The organism is Mesoplasma photuris ATCC 49581 (genome assembly GCF_000702725.1).
Classification (GTDB): Bacteria; Bacillota_I; Bacilli_A; order Mycoplasmatales; family Mycoplasmataceae; genus Tullyiplasma; species Tullyiplasma photuris.
This window is the reverse complement of record NZ_JNJI01000007.1, coordinates 1-21,135: the sequence shown is the minus strand read 5'-3', so window position 1 is coordinate 21,135 and position 21,135 is coordinate 1. Positions and strand designations below refer to the sequence as shown.

The following is a 21,135-nucleotide window of genomic DNA, read 5'->3' as shown; positions in this document are numbered from 1 at the left end:
GGGGGGGGGTAATCTATACTATTTATGAGCATTTGAACAAATGCGTTGTACATATACAAAAATAAGTATTTAGATAAGAGGAAAAATATGAAAAAATTATTAGTATCATTAGGTGCAATCGCACTTACTGCAACTCCATTAACAGTAGTTGCATGTTCATCTGATAAAACTGAAGAAACTATCAAAGATGAAGCAAAAACTCCTGAACAACAATTAGAAGCTGTTAATGAAAAAATGACTGAATTAACAGCAAAATCAGCAGAATTGCAAACACAAATTGACGAAGTTAAAGAACAAATTGCTGCAATTGGAGGAACAACAACTATAAGAGAAGATAACTCTGAATTAGAAGCGTTAAAAGCTAAATTAGCAGAATTACAAGCTGAAAAAGAAGTTGTTGATAAACAAATTGAATTCTTAAAAAGTGAACAAAAATTTATTGAAGAATCTAATTCACCAGAAAATGATATTCAAAAAGTTGAAATGAGTGCATGATTTACTCCTGGAGGAGGAAATGGAAAACCTGCAAATATTTGATTAAATAAATCATGATTTAATGAAGATGGAAAATTAGATTTATCAAAAATGACTGATAAAGAAATTTCTAAAATGTTTTATTTAAACATTTTTAATGCAGCAAGCACAGAAGAAGCTGCATTTATGTTTGAAGTTCAAGGTGTAGCGTCTTCTTTAAAAGTTTCAGGATTAACTGAGTTGATTAAAGATGTCACAATTGAGGATTTTGGAGGTAATGGTGATGGCGTTTTACAGTACAATATGGGAGCAAATCCTTCTGCTGTTTCAGTAGTTGTTGAACTTGAAAATCCAATTAGAAATTACATGAATATGGGTAACGAAATTCAAGTGATCATCAAAGAAGGTAAAACACCAATCGAACGTGAATTCCAAATTCATTTACACGACGATACAACTCCAACTGTTTAATATATAAAAAATCATGATTAATCATGATTTTTATTTTGTTAAAATACTAAATTATTATTTATGAATCAATTATATTTTCTATTTACTTAACTATGTAATCTAAATAGTTTAAAATTAAATAGATGAGGAATAATGAAATGATTAAAATAAAAGATATTACAAATGAACTAAATACAATTGAATTAGTAGCGCGAGTTGAAAAAGTAATTGTTTCAACAGGAAGCAATGGTAACAATTATATGATCGTTCATTTATCTGATAAAACAGGAAGAGTTGAAGCTCGTAAATGAACTGTTAGTGATATTGATCGTGAAGTAATTAAACCTAATTGTTTTATTCATTTTAATGATATTGTTGTAACCGAATATAGAGGAGTCATTCAACTTAAAGTTAATAATTATAATATCATTGAAGAAAATCAGTTAGATAAGTTTAATTTATCAAAAGAAGACTTTTTTGTTACAGCTCCAGTTAATATTGAAAAAGAATATACTAAATTAATGGAAATTTTAAACAATATTCAAAATGAAACATATAAAACTTTAACAATCGGACTAATTAAAAAATATGAAACAGAATTCTTAACATATCCAGCAGCTATGAGTATTCATCATAATGTTGCTGGAGGGCTATTCTGACACAGCTATACTTTAGTGAGAAATTGTTTAGCAATTAAACCAAGTTATGGATATGCTGATATTGATTGAGAATTATTAATTTGTGGAGCAATTTTGCATGATATTGGTAAAGTTATTGAAATTGATGATCAAACTGGAGTTGATTATAGTTTGGAAGGCAAATTAATTGGACATATTAGTATTGGTAATACAGAATTAAATAAAATTGCTGATGAATTAAATTTAGCTAAGCTACCTGATGGAACAATTAATCCAAGTTTAACATTGCTACAACACATGATTATTGCTAGTCACGGTAAAAAAGAATATGGTTCACCAATTGAACCAAGTATTATTGAGGCAATAATTTTATCAACATTCGATGATTTGGATGCTAGAATCTTTAAAATCAATGATCAAACAAACAAAGTTGATTTAAATACTTGAAGTGCTAGAATTCCGAGTGAAGAAGGTAAAATGTTTTTAAATCACTTTAAAAAATAAATAATACTGATTAGAGAAATCTAATCTTTTTTATTTAAATTTTTAAAAGACATAAATTTAATACAGAGGATTTAAGTCTATTTATACATAAAAAACCCTCTCATAGTCGAGAGGGTTTTTGTTAAATAACTTTTAATTCAACTTTAACGTTATTGCGTAAAGCTTTTGAATAAGGACAAATTTGATCTGCGTCTTCTACTAATTTTTTTGCAGTAACTAAATCGATATCATCGATATGTACTTGAATTACAACATCAATGAAAAATCCTAATTTTGCATCATTGTTTAGAGCAACTTTAACCTTAACTATACTTTTATGTACATTTTTAGCATTTTTCATTGCAACTTCTAAAGCTCCATTGAAACAAGCGCTATAACCTGCTGCAAATAATTGTTCAGGGTTAGTTGTATCTTTAATACCACTACCTGGTGAAGAAACTTTGTGGAAAAAACTTTTATCTTCTGAATAAACTTCTCCGCTTCTACCACCTGTGTTTGTTATTTCTGTTTCGTAAATTTTTGGCATATTAATATCCTCCTATTTATATTGTATTCTCATTTAAAGAATAAAGAAGAAATATAATTATTTAAAAAAACAACTCTTAAGAGTTGTTTGGATTATTCAGCTTCTTCAGTAGTTATTGTTTTAGCAACTTCTTCAATATTAACCGTTAAATCTGAACCAGTTAATTCGTTTAGCGCTGCAGTTAATACTTTAATTTGTTTTTCTAAAGCTTCAATTCTTTCACCAAAGCTTGGTCCTTCACGTTTAGGTCTGTCGTTTCCTCCGAAACCTCCACGTCCGCCACCACGGTTTCCACCGAAGTTGCTGCGTCCTCCGCGATCTCCACCGCGTCCACCACGATCTCCACCGAAGCTTCCACCACGTCCTCCGCGATCTCCGTTGAATCCTCCACGTCCTCCGCGATCTCCACCACGGTCACGATCTCCACCGAAGCTTCCACCACGTCCTCCGCGATCTCCACCACGGTCACGGTCTCCACCACGTGAATCTCTATCACCTCTATCTGAGAAGTTTCTATCTTCTGAAGGTCTTCTGTCTGCTCTTTTTGTTCCGAAATCTCTTGAACGATCTCCACCACGAGAGTTATTTCTGTTTTCCATATATTCTCCTATTAGTATTTTACTAATCTATTCTTTAAGATATAGCAACTTTATAAGTGGTTATATGTTTCTAACATCTCCTAATAATTGTATCTTATATATTGTTAAAACAATATAGTAAAGTGATATATGTAGATAATAAAAGAATAGGTTGCCCTATTCTTTTATCTTATTAATTATAGTTTGTAAATCGCTAATGTTTGTAGGATTTTTAGAAGGAGAATAACCTTCTTTAAAAACATATTTAGGAATTACGTGTTCATGATAATGAAAAACCATTTGATGAGCAATTTCATTTTCATTTGAAACGTAATTGAAACCTTTAGCATTTAGTTTTTCTGTTAATAATTCTGCAACAACTTTTTTAGCTTTAGCAACTTCACTTAAGTAAAGATCATTAGTTTCGCTCAAATTTTTTGAATGTTGTTTTGGAATAATTAAAGTATGACCATCTGCATCAGGGGTAATATCTAAAAATGCATAAACATATTCATTTTCGTAAACTTTATATGAAGGAATTTCTCCTGCAATTATTTTACAGAAAAGACAATCCATTAGTCTGATTCCTCATCATCTGATTTAAGATATCCTTCTAAATCACTGAATAATTGATTTAAACGAATAGCATCACCATTGATTTCACTGTATAAATCAACTTTAGCTTTTTCAACAACACCTTCTGATTTTGTTGAAATATAAATTAATTGACTTAATAATTCTTCTTTTTTACTAATTGATAATCCTGAGATATCTGAACTTTGTTTGTAGTTAGCTTCACTTGTTCAACGTGCTCAGAAATTAGCTTGTGAAGAAAGAGAATCGTCTGAAGTAAATTTTGGAGCATAACGATATGTTTTTTCATTATGAGTTCCTGTCATTGATAAAGCATTAATTCCTGTTGTTAAATCAACGTCAATATCTATTAAAGTTTCATCAGCACTATTTTTAAGAGATAAAGTTGTAGCACCTTCTTTAGCAGAAACATAAATTCCATCATTAATTTGTTCGAAATCAAATTGAGCTAAGTTTGCAGCTTTAGTAGCTTCGAAATCAAATTTTAAGTTAGTAATATCTGCCTCACCCATAATTATTTTTTCATTTAATAAAACTTGTTCATCGACATTCATATTCATTTTGTATGTTGTTGTTTCACCAGTTTTAATTTCTTGATTAATATTCATTGAAGCTGGATTAAATAAATCTACTAAATAAATAGGAAGAACAACAATATATTCTTTTTTACTTCCACCATCTTTTGAAGCATAACCTTCATAGTTATCTCCAGTTAAGATGTTTAATTCATTAGTGCTGTTAATTGCTCCCTTAGCAGCATCATCAACTAATAAATCACCTGAAACAACTTCAACTCCACCTTCAACATTTTTAACAATTCCATTGTATCCAGAAGTTAAAATATCTCCGAAGAAAGGATCTGCTCCAGCAACTGAAAGGTTTTCAAATCCTTCAAAAGCATTCTCAACATCCACTAAAGATCTAAAACCATGAGGGTTAGTTTTTTTAGCATCAATAATTTTTATTTGTAAATCTTTAAATTGACTTGTTGGTACTGAAAAGTTTCAAACCATTTTTAAATTAGATTTAGAATTTTCAATATTATCATTTCAAGATTGTACTGATTTAAATAAATCTGAATTTGTATTAATGAAGTTTTGACGTCCACCAATAGTTAATCTTGATGAATAAGTATTATATAAACCCTTGTTAATGTATGAATAAGCTAAAACATTATCATTCATTTGTGGTTCTAAAACTTCTTTAAAATAATTGTTAAATCTAAATGGTAATACTTCACTGGCTGTAAACAATGATTGTCCATTTAATTCTAAAACAGTTGCTGGTCCCGTATTTGTAGGAGTAGCATCTACTGTTTTAAAAGTTACTAATCTAAAATTATTATCAACACTAGTTAATTCCTCGATTGTAGGAATGTTTTCAGTTTCTGAATAACCATCCAAAAATGGTTCATCATAACTTAATCAAGTTGTTCATGAATCACTGTCATCTTTTATTGATTTTTCTGATCCAGCGCTACCATCTTCTTCAGTTGTTGAAATTTTTTGGTATTGAACATAAACCATTTTATTTTCAACACCATCTTTAGCATCAACACTTGCATCAACCTCATTTAATAACCCTTTAGTATCTAAAAAGTTTAGAGTTCTATATTCAGGTAAGTATTCTAATGGATTTTTATTAATTAATGATGTTGAGTACTTTTGGAAAAAATCAGTTGTATAGATACTATTTTTAATTTTGTCGAATTGTTTTAAAATTTCTAATTTATTTTCATCGTTATTATCGAATCCCAAAATTTCATTCATCGCAGTTTTAGAGTTTAAAAATGTACTATTTGAAATTTCTTCATTCATGATCTTCATGATGATATCTTTAGTTTCTTGTTCATCATAAATATCACCAACGTTAATTCCAACCCCATTGGCATGAGCAATTAATTGATTATACAAATCATCAGCAAGAGAAGTTGAATCACCACGCACGATTTCTTTAGTACATGATACAACTAATGAACTTGTTGTTGCAGAAAGCGCAATCGCTCCTAATATAGCAATAAGTTTTTTCATATTAGTTGTCTCCTTTTCTTCGTGAATCTGAATAATGTAAAGTATTAATGTTTGTATAATTATATTCAACTGCTTCTGTGCTTGTAACTCCTCATAATGGATCTTTGAATGGAACCATACTTTCATTTAAGCTATTGATTCCTGTATCTCCACCTTTATTATTTAACTCAAATCCTGTCATGTTATTTGGATTAGTTGTTTCATCAGCGGCCGATATTTCCTTATTATTTTCTAAATCTTTAATTCATATTTGGTTATTTGAATCAAAATTATGGTTTACAGTTCTTTGATAATTGATAGAACTATTTTTAATTTCTAAAACAATTTTATCTTTAAACGTTGTGTCGTCTTCATCAAATTCAATCAACAAATCAATCGCATCTTCAAGACTACTTTTTGAATCAGGATTATTTTCAGCAATTATAATTGATATAAAATCAAACATTCATGATTGATTTAAAGCGGGTACTTCTTCAGTTCCGTAAATTGAACTTTGAGCTTGACTGAAAATATCAAATCCATAAAATGGCGAAACTACGTCACTACTTAATTCTTTAGCAAGAATAGAATTATTAACTAAGAATTGTTCGTATTTATTTACAAAATGATTATTGAATGATAAATCTTTCAATCCTTGAGTTTCGATTTTAGCCATTGGTATATCTTTATAAATGGCAATTTCTGAACCACTTCCAGTTTCTTCATCACCAGCCATTGATGAAGTTTCTCCTTTTGTAGTACCACTACCTAATAGAGTTGCATTTAAAGCAAAAGGTAAATATTTATTATTTTTCTTAGCTTCAGATTGAACTAATTTAAAGTTATATGCTTGTTTTAAATAATCTTCTTGAGTAGTTTGATCGGCTGTACTTAATTTTGCGCCTGTTTGAGCTGTTTTAGATTCTTCTAATAGATTAAATCCCTCAATTTTAGAAATGTGGTAACCTTTTTCATCAAGATATCCAATAATTCCTTCATTAGCATCGATTATTTGATATGGTTTAGCATCTTCTTCTTTATTTAAGTTATCTATTAAACCTTGAATTACAGCAATTCCTTCTTTTGCATTTTTTTTAATATCATCACGAATTGAAGTTGTATTATTAAATGCACTTTCGACTCCCGCTGCTAATGTTGGAGAAACTCCATATTTAACTAAATTATCATGACTATATGCAATTTTTGTTACAGCTCCACCATTTTCACTTTTGCTATTATTTGCAAAATCATATAAAGAATACTTAGCTGTATTTGAAAAATCATCTGTTGAAGAATTTAAAGTTAAAAGTTTAGGAGATGAATTTGCTGTATAGTTTGCAGAATCTCATTTAATATCTTGTCCTGCATTTTGACCGATAATAACACCCTTATCAGTACTGAAGTTTTTAGTAATTCCATCAAAAGCTGTTAATCCATATTCAGAACCTTTACCAACACTTTTTGCTGCATCACTACCAATGTAGTTAGTAAAAATAGAACCAATTCCTGCAAATTTTTTAATTGTATCTTCTGGACTGGCAAAATCACTAAAACTTGTTAAATCAACTTTAGTATTAATTTGTTGAGTTGAACTAGCATTAAATACAATATCAGTTATTGCTAATGGTTTTTCAACATTGAAAAATTTATCAATTATAAATTTTTGTGAATTTTTAACAAATCCATAGTTACTTGTACTCGAACTTTGTTTACTAATTCCATTACTTAAAATAGGCATTTGGTTAAAAGTTAAATCAGTATAAAATTGCTTAACGTTATCACCATTACTCAATTCATAAATATCTGTTATTCCTTTAATAGAGGTAAAAACATCACCTGTAAACAAACCTAAGTTAATTATTGTATTTCCACTTTCCATAATAGATGCATTAACTGATTTATTATAAATTTGTACTAAATTAGAAATGAAACTTTCGGTTTTAATAGTAGCAATTAAATTTTCTTGAGTTGCTCATTGTAAATCGTTTGTTGTTCATTGACGAGAAGTTGTAGTACCAAACTCAGTAACGGCTGTAATACCACCAACTAAGTTGATCATATCGATAAGTGTTTTTCCTAATTCAGTAATTCCATTTTCATTTGAAACTAATTCAGGTAATTTTTCTGCTAATTGATTAATTGGAAGAGAGTTGATTGATGGATTATTTCTGAATCTATTGTTTAAGTCAGAAAGGATTTGATTTTGATCATCTTGATTTGAAGTATTTTTATTAGCAACACCGTTTTCTCATGAAGTTAAACTTAAATCAGATTTAAAACCTAGTCTATTAACTAAAACAGACATCGCATTGTTTGATTCATTATTTAAAACATAATCAGAAATAAAAGCGTTTTTAAGAATATCTTTATCACGTTTTAAACCAGGGAATAAGTCAGAAAGTTCTTTGATTAAACCATCAGCGTCATCTTCATATTTTTTCTCAAGTTTTTTAAATTCAGCTTCAGCTTTACCATAAACTGTATCGTTGTTTTCACCACGTTTACCTAAAGCTTTGCTTAAAAATTCAACATCCCCATCATTTAAATATAAAGATGTTTCATCAATTTTTATTTCACCAGTTTGTAATTTTTCTAAAAATGAGTAAGCAAAAAGATTATAGAATTTTTGCACTCCTTCTTTTCCTAAAACGTTTGTGTGTTCACTGATTCAAGCATTAACACGTTCAGCATCAATAACATTTGAAATATTTCCACCCGCATCAATAAAAATCGCATTTCCATTTGCGTCCTCATTATCACGATTTATATCATCACTTTTATCAGAACAAGCAACCACAGTTCCTACTGCAGAAGTTGTTAATGTAATTGCAGATAATAATGTAATTAATTTCTTCATTTCGTCTCCTTCAATATTAATAAAATATTATATATATTATAAAACATTTACCCTTATTTTCTAACTCGATTTCCAATAAAAATGAAAAAAAGTCTTATATACATTTAAAACTTAGGAATAATAAAGTAAAAATATAGGTCTTAGTATTATAATGAAGTTAAGTTAATTGCTAGAAAATTAACTTATATATAAAGGAGATATAAATCTATGAAAGATTTACGTAATGAATTTCCTGTGTTAAAAACTCAACCAAATTTGATTTATTTTGATAATGGAGCAACAACTCTAAAACATGAAAATGTGATCAGTGCTGAAATGGACTATTTAATTAATAATGGTGCTAATCCACATACTAATGATTTTAAGAATGCCTATTTATCAAATCAATTAATTGATTCTGCAAGAACTAAAGTTGCAGAATTTATTAATGCTAAAAATGTTAATGAAGTTATTTTTACCCCAGGAACAACACAAAGTATTAATCAAATTGCTTTTGGACTAATTAATGAGTTCAAAAAAGGTGATCAAATTGTGGTTACAAACTTAGAACATTCAGCTAACTTATTACCATGAATTAAAGTAGCAAAAGACCGTGGAATTACTATTAAAAATGCTGATTTAAACCCTGATTTTTCAATAAATATTAACCAGTTAAAAAATGTTATAAACCAAAATACTAAAGTATTTGCATTTGCTCACATTTCTAACACAATTGGAGTAGAAAACGATGTAAAAGAAATTGTTAAAGAAGTTAGAAAAATTAATAAAAATGTAATTATTGTATTAGATGCAGCTCAATCAATTGCCCATACAAAAGTTGATGTACAAGAATTTGATGTTGATTTCTTAGCATTTTCAGCTCATAAAATGTACGGACCTTTTGGTCTTGGTATTTTATGAGGAAAATATGAGATATTAAATCGCTTAGAACCACTAATTTATGGTGGAGGAATGAGTGATAAAATTGATGATAATTTAATTGATTATACTTTGTATGATTTACCTATGAAATTAGAAGGTGGAACACCAAATATTTCAGCAATTGCATCAATTATTCCAGCAATTAACTTCTTATCTGAAGTAGGAATTAATAATATTAAGAACCATGAAATGATGTTAAAAAATTACTTTATTAAACGGGTTAAAGAAGAAAATTTAGCCAATAAAATTGAGTTTTATAGTTTAAATAATACCGGGTCTTTAATCACTTTTAATGTAAACGATATTAACCCTCAAGACATCGCTACTTTTTTAGATAATAAGTACAATATCGCAAGTAGATCTGGTTCACATTGTGCTCGAAGAATTAGTGATAGTATTAAAACTAAAATTGCTTTAAGAATCAGTTTAGGTGTTTATAATACAATCGAAGAAATCGAAGTATTAATTACAGCATTAAAAAATTCAGAAAATTTTTTAGATGCTATCTTTTAGGAGGATGGAATGATTGATATAAATAATGAACAAGAATTAAAAAAAATCATTATGAATCACTATGTTAATGCTGAAAATAAAGGCTTTAAAAATGGTATTAATAGTTTTAAAAAAGAATTTAAATCAGATACATGTAGTGATGAAATTATAGCTGAATTTATTATTGAAGATAATAAGTTTAAAGAAATCAATTTTGAAGGACGAGCTTGTGCTGTTTCTACAGCAAGCGCTGATATTCTATTTTCAATGATTAAAGACTTGAGTTTTGATCAAGCATTAGATTTAATCAAAACATATGAAGAAATGATTTTAGAAAATAAACTAGATAATCCAGAAAAATTAGATAAGCTAATTGCATTTAAAAATATTTATAAACAGAAAAATAGAATCATGTGTGCTTTATTAGCATCAAACGGTATAAAAGAAATAATTATAAAATAAAATGTACTATTTTATATTTTTACAATATAATAACAAAGTATTTTATTAAGAGGTAACCAAATGAGCAACAAACAAGAGATCCGTGATAGATATATTAATATCAGAAGTTCTTTAAGTAAATCTTACTTAGCTGAATGTGACAAAATAGTATCTAGAAAAGTAATTTTCTTTATTCAAAGATATAAATTAAAAAAAATCGGTATTTATGGTCATGCTAATAACATTATTGATACAAGACTTGTAATTGAATATTGTTTAGATAATGGCATCGAAGTTTATGCACCAACATTTTTAAATAAAGGTGAAAACTTAGAATTCAGAAAAGTTACAGATTATGATCAAGATTTCATTGATTCAGGATATTGTGGTTTTGTTCATGTTAACCCTGATAATAAACTATTAAAAAAATCTACTAAATTAGATGCCTTGTTTATGCCTGTGGTAGCTTTTGATAGACATCTAAATAGAATAAGTCAAGGAAACGCATTATACGATAAATGAATTTGTGATAATAATTATCAAGGTTATAAAATAGGTTTAAGTCAATCAACACAATTAACTAATGAGATGTTTCAAATTGAAGAACATGATATACCTATGAATTTTGTTATTACTGAAAAAGAAGTTTATGTACCAATGATTGATGATGAAGAAGCTGAAATGGATTATGAAATCACTTATTGAAGACTAAATGACGAAACAATTATTGAAGATTAATTTAAAAATAACCTATGGGTTATTTTTTTTACTTTATGTTTGTATTAAAATCTTTTTATAAGAAAGAATAAGGGTAAAACTATGATTAAAGTAGACTTACAATATACTGGTTTAAAATCATTAGAAAAAGAAATTGATTTAAACAAAGTAAAGCAAATTCATGAAACTATTAAAAACAAAACTGGTAAAGGTAATGATTTTTTGGGTTGAATTGAATGACCAGATGCATATGATAAAAAAGAATATGCAGCTATGAAAGAATCAGCAAAAAAATTGAGATCAAAAATTGATACATTAGTAGTAATTGGAATCGGAGGATCATATTTAGGAGCACGTGCTGCTGATGAAATGATCAGAGGTTTAAACCACACTGATAAAGTTAAAGTAATTTATGCAGGACACACAATGTCATCAACATATACTGCACAACTATCTGAATATTTAAAAGATAAAAATTGAGGAATTTGTGTAATTTCTAAATCAGGAACAACAACTGAACCTGGAATCGCTTTTAGATTATTAGAAAAACAATTAATTGAAAAAGTTGGTGTAGAAACATCTAAAGAGTTAATCGTAGCAGTTACAGATAAAGCTAAAGGGGCTTTAAAAACTCTAGCAGATAATAAGGGATATACAACATTTACAATTCCTGATGATATTGGTGGACGTTTTTCAGTATTAACTCCAGTTGGAATTTATCCATTAATGGTTGCTGGTGTAAATACTGACAACATTTTCGCAGGAGCATCACTTGCTAAAAAAGAATTATCAGCAAATGATTTATCAAACCCAGCTTACCAATATGCTGTTGCTCGTAACGCATTATTAAACAAAGGTTTCAAATCTGAAGCGATGGTAACTTATGAATTACAAATGCAATATTTAAATGAATGATGAAAACAATTATTTGGAGAATCAGAAGGTAAAGATGGTAAATCATTAATGCCATCATCAATGGTTTTCTCAACAGACTTACACTCATTAGGACAATTTGTTCAAGAAGGTACTCGTGGAGTTTTATTTGAAACAATTATTAAAGTTAAAAACCCAATTGTTGATGTTAAAGTACCTGTTGATCAAGACAATTATGATGGTTTAAATTACTTAACAGAAAAAACATTACATGAAATTAATTCAATTGCGATTGAAGGTGTGATTGACGCTCACGTTAATACAGGAAAAATGCCAAATATTGTTTTAGAATTTGATGCAATGAATGATGTTCAATTTGGTTACTTAGTGTACTTCTTTGAATTAGCAGTAGCTATGAGTGGTTATATTTTAGAAGTAAATCCATTCGACCAACCTGGAGTTGAAGTTTATAAATACAACATGTTTAAATTACTTGGAAAACCAGGAATTAAATAGTCAAAAAATTTTATAAAAATATAAAAATCAACAGATTATTTCTGTTGATTTTTTTTTGAATTATTTTTCTAATATTCTAATCAATTTCAGCACCAACAATCATCGATTTTTCATCGCTTTTTAAGCATTTTTAAATTTAGTATTATAAAATACTAATTTTTTTTCTAATTTTTTTAAAAAATTCTGCTTTTTTTAAAAAAAACGCATTTTACCACTTGACACGGGGGGGGGGGGGGGGGGATTACACTATATTCAAGACAAAAAGTCCCAAATTGATACTATATAAATTTCGTAGAGTCATTTGTCTTTATTGTTGATGAAAAGGAAAAGTAAAATATGATAAATAAATTTTTAAAAATTACAGCAGCCGGAATCGCAATCTTAGGTGTAACAGCAGGAAGTGTTGTTTTATATGCCCAACTATCTAACAAAAAATATTCAAGTTTATATGATGACTATTTAAAATTAAAAGCCGACAATGATGAACTTAATACTCAAATAACTGCACTTTCAGATCAACTTGATGCAAACATTGAACAAATGCAAGCATTAAAAGAGTTTTTAGCAACACAAATTGCAGGATTACAAGAAGTTGCAAATCAATTATGAACTACATACCAATCAGTTGATAAAGATAATGAATGATTAAATGCAAATAATCCAGAAGGAAAACTATCAACATTATCTGCAGTTGCAGAATGATTTGAAGGCTTTAATGGCGCAGTATCAGGAATCACTACAATTACAATTGAACAATTAATAGAAATTTTAAGTTTAAAAGGTTTAGGATTTGAAGGATCAACAGCAGGTTTAGACCAATCTGAATTGATTGAAGCAATTAAAACAGCAGTTCAAAACAAAATTGATGAAGCAAAAAATGCAACTGCTAAAATAGAAAACTTAAACAAAACTATTATTAGTGTTTTTGAGAAATTCTTTACAATACCAACTGAATTAATTGCTAAATTAACAGGTGAAGAATCAACTCACAAAGATTTATTTGAAGAAGCAATCAATCTTTTCAATACTCAAATAGACGAGTTATTTGGAAAAGATGAAAATGGAGTAAGAAATGAAATTTCTGTAGTTGTTGGAAACATTCTTAGTCAAGAAGACGCTGACGGATCTGAAATTATGACACAAATTCTAGAATTTTCTGAAAAACTTACACTAGAAATTAAATTATTGATTGAAAATGTAACTCAAGTAACATTTAGTGCACTAGAAGAAAGAGATGCTTTACAAGCAATCATTGATCAAGCAACTGATCAAGTTAAATTAATCATGGATGAAGACCTTCCTGAATTACAATCTGCGATTGATGACATTGAAGGTTTATTAGGAATTAAAGATGAAGAAGGAACTGAACCTTTAGTTGCTAAATCTAAATAATCAAAGCAATGATGTTATAAAGTAAACCATTTATATGATTGATGTAGTTCTAAAAACCATGAGTTTCAAAGGAGACTAATCTAAAATGAAAAATAATAAATTACTTTTTGCAATACTAGGAACAGCTGGATTAGCTGTTCCAGCAACTATTGCTACGACACTTTTTGTAATTTATCAAGTTAATGCTAATAAATTAAAAGACATTAGTGCTCAATATGATTTTTATAAAGCTGAAAAAGAAGAACTACTAACTACAATTACGGCATTGGAAAAGGAATTAAATGAAGTTTCCTCACAAGTGTCTTATATTTTAGAAGATTTAAAAATTAAATTAGTTGATCTTAACAACATTAATAAAATTATATGTGATGAACTAGAAATTGAATTTAACGAAAATGATGATATAACATCAGTTATTTCTGAAATTAAGAAAAACTTAATATTATTAAATGAAACTAATGCATCATTATTCGAAGAACTATCTGAAAAATTAAGTCAAGCAGAAATAGAAATTACTAATTTAAATAATCAAATTATCGATTTAAATGGTCAAATTGCAGATTTAGAAGATGAAGTTGCATCGCAAAGCGAAATGATCACTTCATTAAATTCAGAAATAGAAGATTTAGAAGAACAATTACAAATTATGAAAGAAAATTCTGATTATGTAATTACTTTGAAAGGCGGAACAGCAACCGCTGAAGATACCGTTTTATTTAAACCAGTTACCCAAACAGGTTTAATTTATAGTGATTGAGTTATGCTTAGAGATTTTAAAAGTGAAGGATACGACTTTGAATCTTTAAAGAAAAATCACCCAACTTTGAATTTTAATATTAATAATTTAGCACTTAATATTTACGATAATGAAAATCTAAATTTAGGTGGAAATTCATGAGGAAAAAGTCAACAAGTTTATAAAACAGAACTTACAAATTTTGAAAAACAGCAAAAAATCACTTTAGCTGAAAATGCAAATACTAAATTTACTTCAGATGTTAAAAAAGATGTAACATTTGGTTTAAAAGGTTCGGGTAATTGAAACGTAAACTATCACATTAATGAATTTGATAGAAATTGATTAGACATTCCAAATGCAGTTACTACTTATGCGGGATATTGACAATATAGACAATCTGATAAATTATGACATGGTATTTCTCCACTTGAAACAGATGTTATGACAACTGATGAGGTTATGACAGAACTTATTAATGGTGGTTTAAATCATCCGGAATGAAAAATAGTTCACTCAAGACCGTCTGTGTCTAAAAGTATAACTGCTAATTTAGGTTTAGAAACTAGAATGGAAGGTACTCAGTTCCAAATGCGATATTGAGTTGATATAAAGGCTTTTGACGGAAAAAAAATCAGCATATCTTTAAGTATGAAAGGTGCTGGAATACTATTGTGGTCTGCGAAAAAAGATAAAAATTAATAAAATTTAAGAACTTAAATAAAATATAAAATAACAGATTAATTTTATCTGTTTAAAATAATTCTCTATGTATACAAAATGACAAAATGTCATATACAAGAGAATTTTTTATTTTAAACATAAAAAAATGAATTAAAAAACCAACTTTTGTCAGTATTATTAATTCATTAATTTATACTTGTCTAATAACTATATTCTGGATCAACTTCTTTAAGTCTGTTTCTTAATTTTAAGATCTCTTCTTTTAACAGGTGATTTTCATTATTTTTATTCTCAATTAGTTTATTGAAATTACCTTTATTACCTTTTCCGGTTTTTGATTTCAAAGCTTCATCACCAAGGATTTGTCAATTCTTAATATTTTTACGAACTGCTGAATAAGATATTTTATATTTTTTTGATAATTTTACAAAACTATAATGATTATCTAGAAAGTCACTCACCATTTCTTTTTTTTGTTCAAATGTAAGTATATTTGATTTTGTACCTCTAATATTTGGCATTTTTAGTTCTCCTTATTGTTTAATTATTAAATAAAAAATCATTCCCTTAGATTTATTATTATTTTCAATTCCAAAAAGGAATATAAAAGTATAAAAAAATACTAATCATTTCAATTGCTTTGTTAAAATAAAACTAAAGAGGTAATTATGTTAAGTAAAAAAACAATTATTTGATTAAGTGAAAAACAAAGAATACTAGATAACTATATTATTGATTCAAAAGGATTTGAAGTTAATGATGATATTTTAAATAAAAAGATAGTTGCATTTATTGTTGAATTATCAGAATATGCTAACGAGGAAAGAAGTTTTAAATTTTGAGCAAACAAACCCCCATCACCACTAGAAATTCAATTAGATGAATATATTGATGGTTTACATTTTTTAATTAGTATCGGAATACAAATAGAATATGATTTCAATAATTTTAAACATACTAATTTTGGTTTAGATAATAACATCGATATTTATTTATCTTTAATAAATCTAATTTCAGAATTTATTAAAGATAAAAATCATGAAAATTATGAAGATGTATTAAATATTTATTTGGCAATAGCAGAAGTTAAATATTATTCTGAATCAGAAATTGTTGATGCTTATAAATTAAAAAATAAAATCAATTTCGAAAGACAAGATAATAATTATTAAGAGCTAAGCTCTTTTTATTTGATTCAAAAAACCTAAAGACCAAGATAAATTGATAGTGTTATAATAAAAATAGGTAGGTTATTAGTAAACTTACTTGAAAGGAAATTATATGTATAATTTTGACGCAGTAATAAATAACAAATTAATCAAAACAGAACAAAGATTAGAAATTATTAATCCTCAAGGTTTAAAAGTTGTTGGAACAGTTTCAGCATTAAGTCCTGAACAAATCAACGAAGCTTTTATTTCAGCACGTAATGCATTTGCAACTTGAAAAGAAGTTAAAATGTATGATCGTATTCAAATTATTAAAAAATTTAGAAATTTAATTGAAGCACAAAAACAAATGCTTGGTGAAATTATCGCAAACGAAGTTGGTAAAGGAATAAGCGCAGCAATTGTTGAAGTAGAAAGAACAGTTGAGTATATCGATTATACAATCGAAGAAGCAATCAGAATGAATCCAATCACAATGACTGGAGATGGATTTAATTTATCAAATCATAAACATGCTATTTATAGTTATGTACCAAAAGGGGTTGGGGTTGCCATCTCACCATTTAATTATCCAATCAATTTAGCAATTTCAAAAATTGCTCCAGCATTAGTAATGGGAAATACAATTGTTTTTAAACCAGCAACTCAGGGAAGTTTAACAGGAGCAATTTTAGGTAAATTAGCAATCGAAGCAGGATTACCAGCTGGAGTATTTAACGTTGTAACTGGAAGAGGAAGAGAAATTGGTGATGTTATTGTTACTAATAAAGAAATTGATTTCATTTCTTTCACAGGAAGTGTCGACGTGGGAAAACACCTATTAGAAATTGCTTCTTCAAAAGATGTCGTTTTGGAATTGGGTGGAAAAGATCCAGCGATTATTCTTGATGAAGATATTTCAGTTGATACCATCAAAAAAATTACAAAAGGTGCATTTGGTTTTTCAGGACAACGTTGTACAGCAATCAAACGTATTATTACAACTGATAAAATCGCTGATAAAATCGTTCCAATTATGATTGAAGAAATTAAAAAACTATCAGTTGGTGCACCAATGGATGATGCAGATATCACACCATTAATTGATTTAAAATCTGCAGATTATGTTGATGGTTTAATCCAAGATGCTGTTGCTAATGGAGCAAAAGTTTTAATCGGAAACAAACGTAAAGATAATTTAATTTATCCAACTTTAGTTGATTTTGTAAAACCAAATACTCGTTTAGCTGTTGAAGAACCATTCGGACCAGTTTTACCAATTATAAGAGTAAACACAATTGAAGAAATGATTGCTGAAGCTAATAATTCAAACTTTGGTTTACAAGCAAGCATCTTTACTAAAGATTTACTACTTGCAACAAGTATTGCTCAAAAAATTGAAACTGGAACTGTTAATATCAACGACATTTCTCAAAGAGGACCTGATGCCTTTCCGTTTATGGGAATTAAAGATTCAGGAATGGGTGTTCAAGGAATCGGAGAAACTCTAAAATCTGTTACTAGATTAAAAGGTTTAGTTATTAACTATTAAAAATTGCTAAGGCAATTTTTTTATTCCAAATTAGAATGAAACCAAATTAACCATTATATTTTTAGTAAATTTCCTATAATGAATTTTGTATCTATAAAGGAGATTACATGAATAAAAAAATCATTAAATATTTAGGAATAACAACATTAGGATTATCATTACTTGGAGCAAGCACCTTTGGAATAATGAGTTTTACTACTTTAAATAAAACTAGATCAGAGTTGAAAGTGCAATCGGAATTATACAAAAATGCAAAAGAAGAAAACATCGCTAATAAATTGAAATTAGAAAAATTAGTATTAAGTATTACAGAAAAACAAAATTTACTAAAACTAAATGAGAAAAAAGCAATTGATTTAAATAAACTTATCAAAGCTAAAACGGATGAAATTTTAAACTTAAAAAGTGAACAAAATTCTCAAAAATTCTCAATTGTTGATAATGAAAATAAAAATATGCTGAATTTAGAAACAATTTCAAATCTTGAGTCTGAAAAAACAAAATTGATTGAGCAGTTAAATCATAAGAATCAAAAAATTGAACAATTGAATTCAGAGATCACATCATTAAAAGAAAAATTGGATAAAACGATATTAGAAGTTGATGAAAAAGATATCGAAATTGAACTTTTAAGAGGAAACAATATACAACTAGAAGAACAAGTTCAAACAATTAGCGATAAAAATGTAGAATTGAATGACAGTAAAATAAAACTAGAATGAAATCAAAAAGATTTAAATAAACTTATTGTAGAATTACAAGAAAAAAATTCTAATAAAGATCGAGAAATCAAATCTAGTGGAGAAGAAATTGAAAATTTTAGAATAAAATTAACTGATAAAAATCAACAACTTTTATTTTTAGAAAATGAATATGCAAATAAAAATAATTTGGTTGAAAAACAAAAAAATGAAATAGCAGAATTAAAGGCAGAATTAGAATCTACTAAATCAAAAACTCCAATTGATGTTGATCAATTAACTGCACATAATAAATTTTTAAAAGAACAAGTTCAAAGATTAAACAAAGTAATTGAGGAAAGAAATGCCGAATTAGAATTTTCTATGAAACTTGTTGAGAGTCAAAATTCAAATAAAGGATAATATTTATTAACTAAAAATTTGCTAAACTATAAATATATAGGAGCAAATATGGAACAGATCATATCAGTAAATAACCAAAAAATTAAAGATACATTAAAATTGAAAGAATCAAAAACAAGAAACAAAGAACAGCTATTTATTGTTGAAGGTTTTCATTTAGTTTTAGAAGCATATCATGATGGTATTATTAAAACTTTATTTGCAACGTCTGAAGGTATTGAACAATTAGTTGATGAAATACCAAACATTGATGAAGTTATTGAGATTAATCAACAAGTTGCTCAAAAATTAAGTGATACTGTAAATTCACAAAAAGTTTTTGCCGTATGTTATATGAAAAAAGCAGCAGTAAATTATACTGAAAATATTTTATTGCTTGATCAAATCCAAGATCCTGGAAATATAGGAACTTTAATTAGAAGTGCAGCTAGTTTTGATTTTCAAACAGTTATTGCATCACCGAACTCTGTTAGTTTTTATAATGATAAAGTTTTGAGATCAACTCAAGGAAACTTTTTCCATGTAAATTTAATTAATGAATATTTAATTAAAGCAATTAACGAACTTAAAGTTGAAGGTTATATTATTGTTGGAACAAAATTACATGGAGATGATATTAAACCATTAAGAAAAGTCAAATGAGATGATAATGAAAAATATGCTTTAATTATTGGTAATGAAGCAAAAGGAATCTCACCAGAATTATTAGATTTAATCGATTTAAATGTAATGATCGAAATGGAAGAACATGTTGAATCTTTAAATGCTGGAGTAGCTGGTTCAATTCTTATGTACGCTATTAGTCAAGCTAAATAAAATTAATAATTGAAAATTAGAGAAATCTAATTTTTTTTATAAATTTAAAGTTTTTCACAAAAGTGATTTCAAATTTATAATATTAATATGTGAGGTTTTTATGAGAATTAATCGTTATTTAGAAATAACATTTTGAATATCTATATTATGCATCGCGCTTTTTTCATTAATGGCAAAAGATATTTGATATGCATCTCATCCAAACGTTCCCTATCCTGGAAGAGATGGAGAAGGTTACTCATTTGGGTATGGATTCATTTCTTCATTAGAAGCCTATAGTGTTTGGGCAACTTCTTTTGTGGCATGATTTGCAACTATTAAAACTTTTTATTTATTTAGAAATAAAGTATGAAAAAATTATTTGACATGAGAAGTGATTACTTTAATTATGAATTTAGTCGCAATGGCTTTATTTGGAATTGGAGGAAGCCTTACAGCGTTATTAGGTCAAGCAGATGGAATTGTTTTTGCTCGTTCATTAATTGGTCATTACATTTTACCAATAATTTTACTTTTATACTTTTTTATAGTTATTCATGATAAACAAGATTACAAAATTCAATTTAAAAAACATAGTTATAAAATTATGCTAATTGTATTAATATACGCAACGATTATTATTACTAAATATTTAGTCACTACTAATTTTGAAAGAGATGAAGATGCAATGTACGAAATTAGTCAACACATTCATGATTGAACATGACAATCTGATTATTGATTATATCCAGCCATTGCCCCATTTAATTTAGGATGGTATTTATTTAGTTTTACTTTGATTGTTATCATTTTTGCTCATATGGGAGTATATATGTTTTTTATCTTTATAAATAATCAATTGAAATATCGCTTTAAATAGTGATATTTTTTCTTTATCTTTTGAAATTTTACCTATATAAATATGTATCAATTTTGCTTAAAAATTAGTGTATGAAAAAAAATAAAAAAAGTTTTAAAAAATAGTTGCAAAGAGTTTTACAAAAAGATATAGTTATTATGTTGTCACTTGGAAATAGTGATAATCTAAATGATCTTTGAAAACTAAATAGAACAACAAATTGTACAATCTTGTTCAATATCAATTTAATTGAGTAAAAACAAAAATACATTATAC

The 21,135-nt window shown here is 27.5% G+C and carries 19 protein-coding genes; 13 read left to right on the top strand and 6 right to left on the bottom strand.

What is annotated here, in order from left to right; all coding sequences use genetic code 4:
• Positions 1–87: 87 nt before the first annotated feature.
• Together T347_RS03770 and T347_RS0103655 are read left to right on the top strand one after the other, a co-directional pair.
• Positions 88–945 carry a hypothetical protein gene (locus T347_RS03770; RefSeq protein ID WP_036228493.1) on the top strand — a complete coding sequence of 286 codons (858 nt, stop codon included), beginning with the start codon at positions 88–90 and terminating at the stop codon, positions 943–945.
• Positions 946–1,082: 137 nt separating this feature from the next.
• Positions 1,083–2,066, top strand: coding sequence for a 3'-5' exoribonuclease YhaM family protein (locus T347_RS0103655; RefSeq protein WP_031543404.1), 984 nt, complete (start codon positions 1,083–1,085; stop codon positions 2,064–2,066).
• A gap of 121 nt (positions 2,067–2,187) precedes the next feature.
• On the opposite strand, the gene T347_RS0103650 is transcribed toward T347_RS0103655, so the two are convergent.
• From T347_RS0103650 to T347_RS03760, 5 genes are all read right to left on the bottom strand, one after another.
• Positions 2,188–2,592 carry an Ohr family peroxiredoxin gene (locus tag T347_RS0103650; protein WP_031543402.1) on the bottom strand — a complete coding sequence of 135 codons (405 nt, stop codon included), beginning with the start codon at positions 2,590–2,592 and terminating at the stop codon, positions 2,188–2,190.
• A 92-nt stretch (positions 2,593–2,684) separates the two neighbouring features.
• Positions 2,685–3,191, bottom strand: a complete 507-nt coding sequence (locus tag T347_RS03915; protein WP_051636046.1) for a hypothetical protein — start codon at positions 3,189–3,191, stop codon at positions 2,685–2,687.
• Positions 3,192–3,347: 156 nt separating this feature from the next.
• The gene (locus tag T347_RS0103640; RefSeq protein WP_031543398.1) at positions 3,348–3,746 is read right to left on the bottom strand and encodes an HIT family protein; all 399 of its coding nucleotides are present in this window, start codon (positions 3,744–3,746) and stop codon (positions 3,348–3,350) included.
• Positions 3,746–5,794, bottom strand: a complete 2,049-nt coding sequence (locus T347_RS0103635; protein ID WP_031543396.1) for a lipoprotein — start codon at positions 5,792–5,794, stop codon at positions 3,746–3,748. Before T347_RS0103635 ends, T347_RS0103640 begins: the two co-directional genes overlap by 1 nt.
• Position 5,795: 1 nt before the next feature.
• On the bottom strand, positions 5,796–8,630 hold the full coding sequence (locus tag T347_RS03760; protein ID WP_036228487.1) for a lipoprotein: 2,835 nt from the start codon (positions 8,628–8,630) through the stop codon (positions 5,796–5,798).
• A 207-nt stretch (positions 8,631–8,837) separates the two neighbouring features.
• On the opposite strand from T347_RS03760, the gene T347_RS0103625 reads away from it, so the two are divergent.
• From T347_RS0103625 to T347_RS0103600, 6 genes are all read left to right on the top strand, one after another.
• Positions 8,838–10,064 (top strand): aminotransferase class V-fold PLP-dependent enzyme, encoded by a 1,227-nt coding sequence (locus tag T347_RS0103625; protein ID WP_031543394.1) that lies wholly within the window; start codon positions 8,838–8,840, stop codon positions 10,062–10,064.
• 9 nt (positions 10,065–10,073) lie between these two features.
• A complete protein-coding gene (locus tag T347_RS0103620; protein WP_031543392.1) occupies positions 10,074–10,505 on the top strand; it encodes an iron-sulfur cluster assembly scaffold protein in 432 nt (143 codons plus the stop codon).
• Between the two features lie 60 nt (positions 10,506–10,565).
• On the top strand, positions 10,566–11,222 hold the full coding sequence (locus tag T347_RS0103615) for a 5-formyltetrahydrofolate cyclo-ligase (RefSeq protein WP_031543390.1): 657 nt from the start codon (positions 10,566–10,568) through the stop codon (positions 11,220–11,222).
• A gap of 81 nt (positions 11,223–11,303) precedes the next feature.
• Positions 11,304–12,590, top strand: a complete 1,287-nt coding sequence (locus tag T347_RS0103610) for a glucose-6-phosphate isomerase (protein WP_031543389.1) — start codon at positions 11,304–11,306, stop codon at positions 12,588–12,590.
• Positions 12,591–12,926: 336 nt separating this feature from the next.
• A complete protein-coding gene (locus tag T347_RS0103605; RefSeq protein ID WP_031543387.1) occupies positions 12,927–13,982 on the top strand; it encodes a hypothetical protein in 1,056 nt (351 codons plus the stop codon).
• A gap of 85 nt (positions 13,983–14,067) precedes the next feature.
• A complete protein-coding gene (locus T347_RS0103600; RefSeq protein WP_031543385.1) occupies positions 14,068–15,420 on the top strand; it encodes a hypothetical protein in 1,353 nt (450 codons plus the stop codon).
• A gap of 182 nt (positions 15,421–15,602) precedes the next feature.
• Here the strand turns inward: T347_RS0103600 and T347_RS0103595 are convergent, their stop codons facing one another.
• Complete coding sequence (locus tag T347_RS0103595; RefSeq protein WP_031543383.1) at positions 15,603–15,923, bottom strand: helix-turn-helix domain-containing protein; 321 nt, start codon at positions 15,921–15,923, stop codon at positions 15,603–15,605.
• Positions 15,924–16,070: 147 nt separating this feature from the next.
• On the opposite strand from T347_RS0103595, the gene T347_RS0103590 reads away from it, so the two are divergent.
• The 5 genes from T347_RS0103590 to T347_RS0103570 all read left to right on the top strand — a co-directional run bounded on the left by T347_RS0103590 (position 16,071) and on the right by T347_RS0103570 (position 20,880).
• Entirely contained in the window at positions 16,071–16,574 is a 504-nt protein-coding gene (locus T347_RS0103590; protein WP_031543381.1) for a dUTP diphosphatase, read from the top strand.
• A gap of 109 nt (positions 16,575–16,683) precedes the next feature.
• Positions 16,684–18,102 carry an aldehyde dehydrogenase family protein gene (locus T347_RS0103585; RefSeq protein WP_031543379.1) on the top strand — a complete coding sequence of 473 codons (1,419 nt, stop codon included), beginning with the start codon at positions 16,684–16,686 and terminating at the stop codon, positions 18,100–18,102.
• 107 nt (positions 18,103–18,209) lie between these two features.
• Positions 18,210–19,205 (top strand): coiled-coil domain-containing protein, encoded by a 996-nt coding sequence (locus T347_RS0103580; protein WP_031543377.1) that lies wholly within the window; start codon positions 18,210–18,212, stop codon positions 19,203–19,205.
• Positions 19,206–19,253: 48 nt separating this feature from the next.
• The gene (locus T347_RS0103575; RefSeq protein WP_031543376.1) at positions 19,254–20,021 is read left to right on the top strand and encodes a TrmH family RNA methyltransferase; all 768 of its coding nucleotides are present in this window, start codon (positions 19,254–19,256) and stop codon (positions 20,019–20,021) included.
• 169 nt (positions 20,022–20,190) lie between these two features.
• A complete protein-coding gene (locus T347_RS0103570) occupies positions 20,191–20,880 on the top strand; it encodes a hypothetical protein (RefSeq protein WP_169734489.1) in 690 nt (229 codons plus the stop codon).
• Positions 20,881–21,135 lie beyond the last annotated feature (255 nt).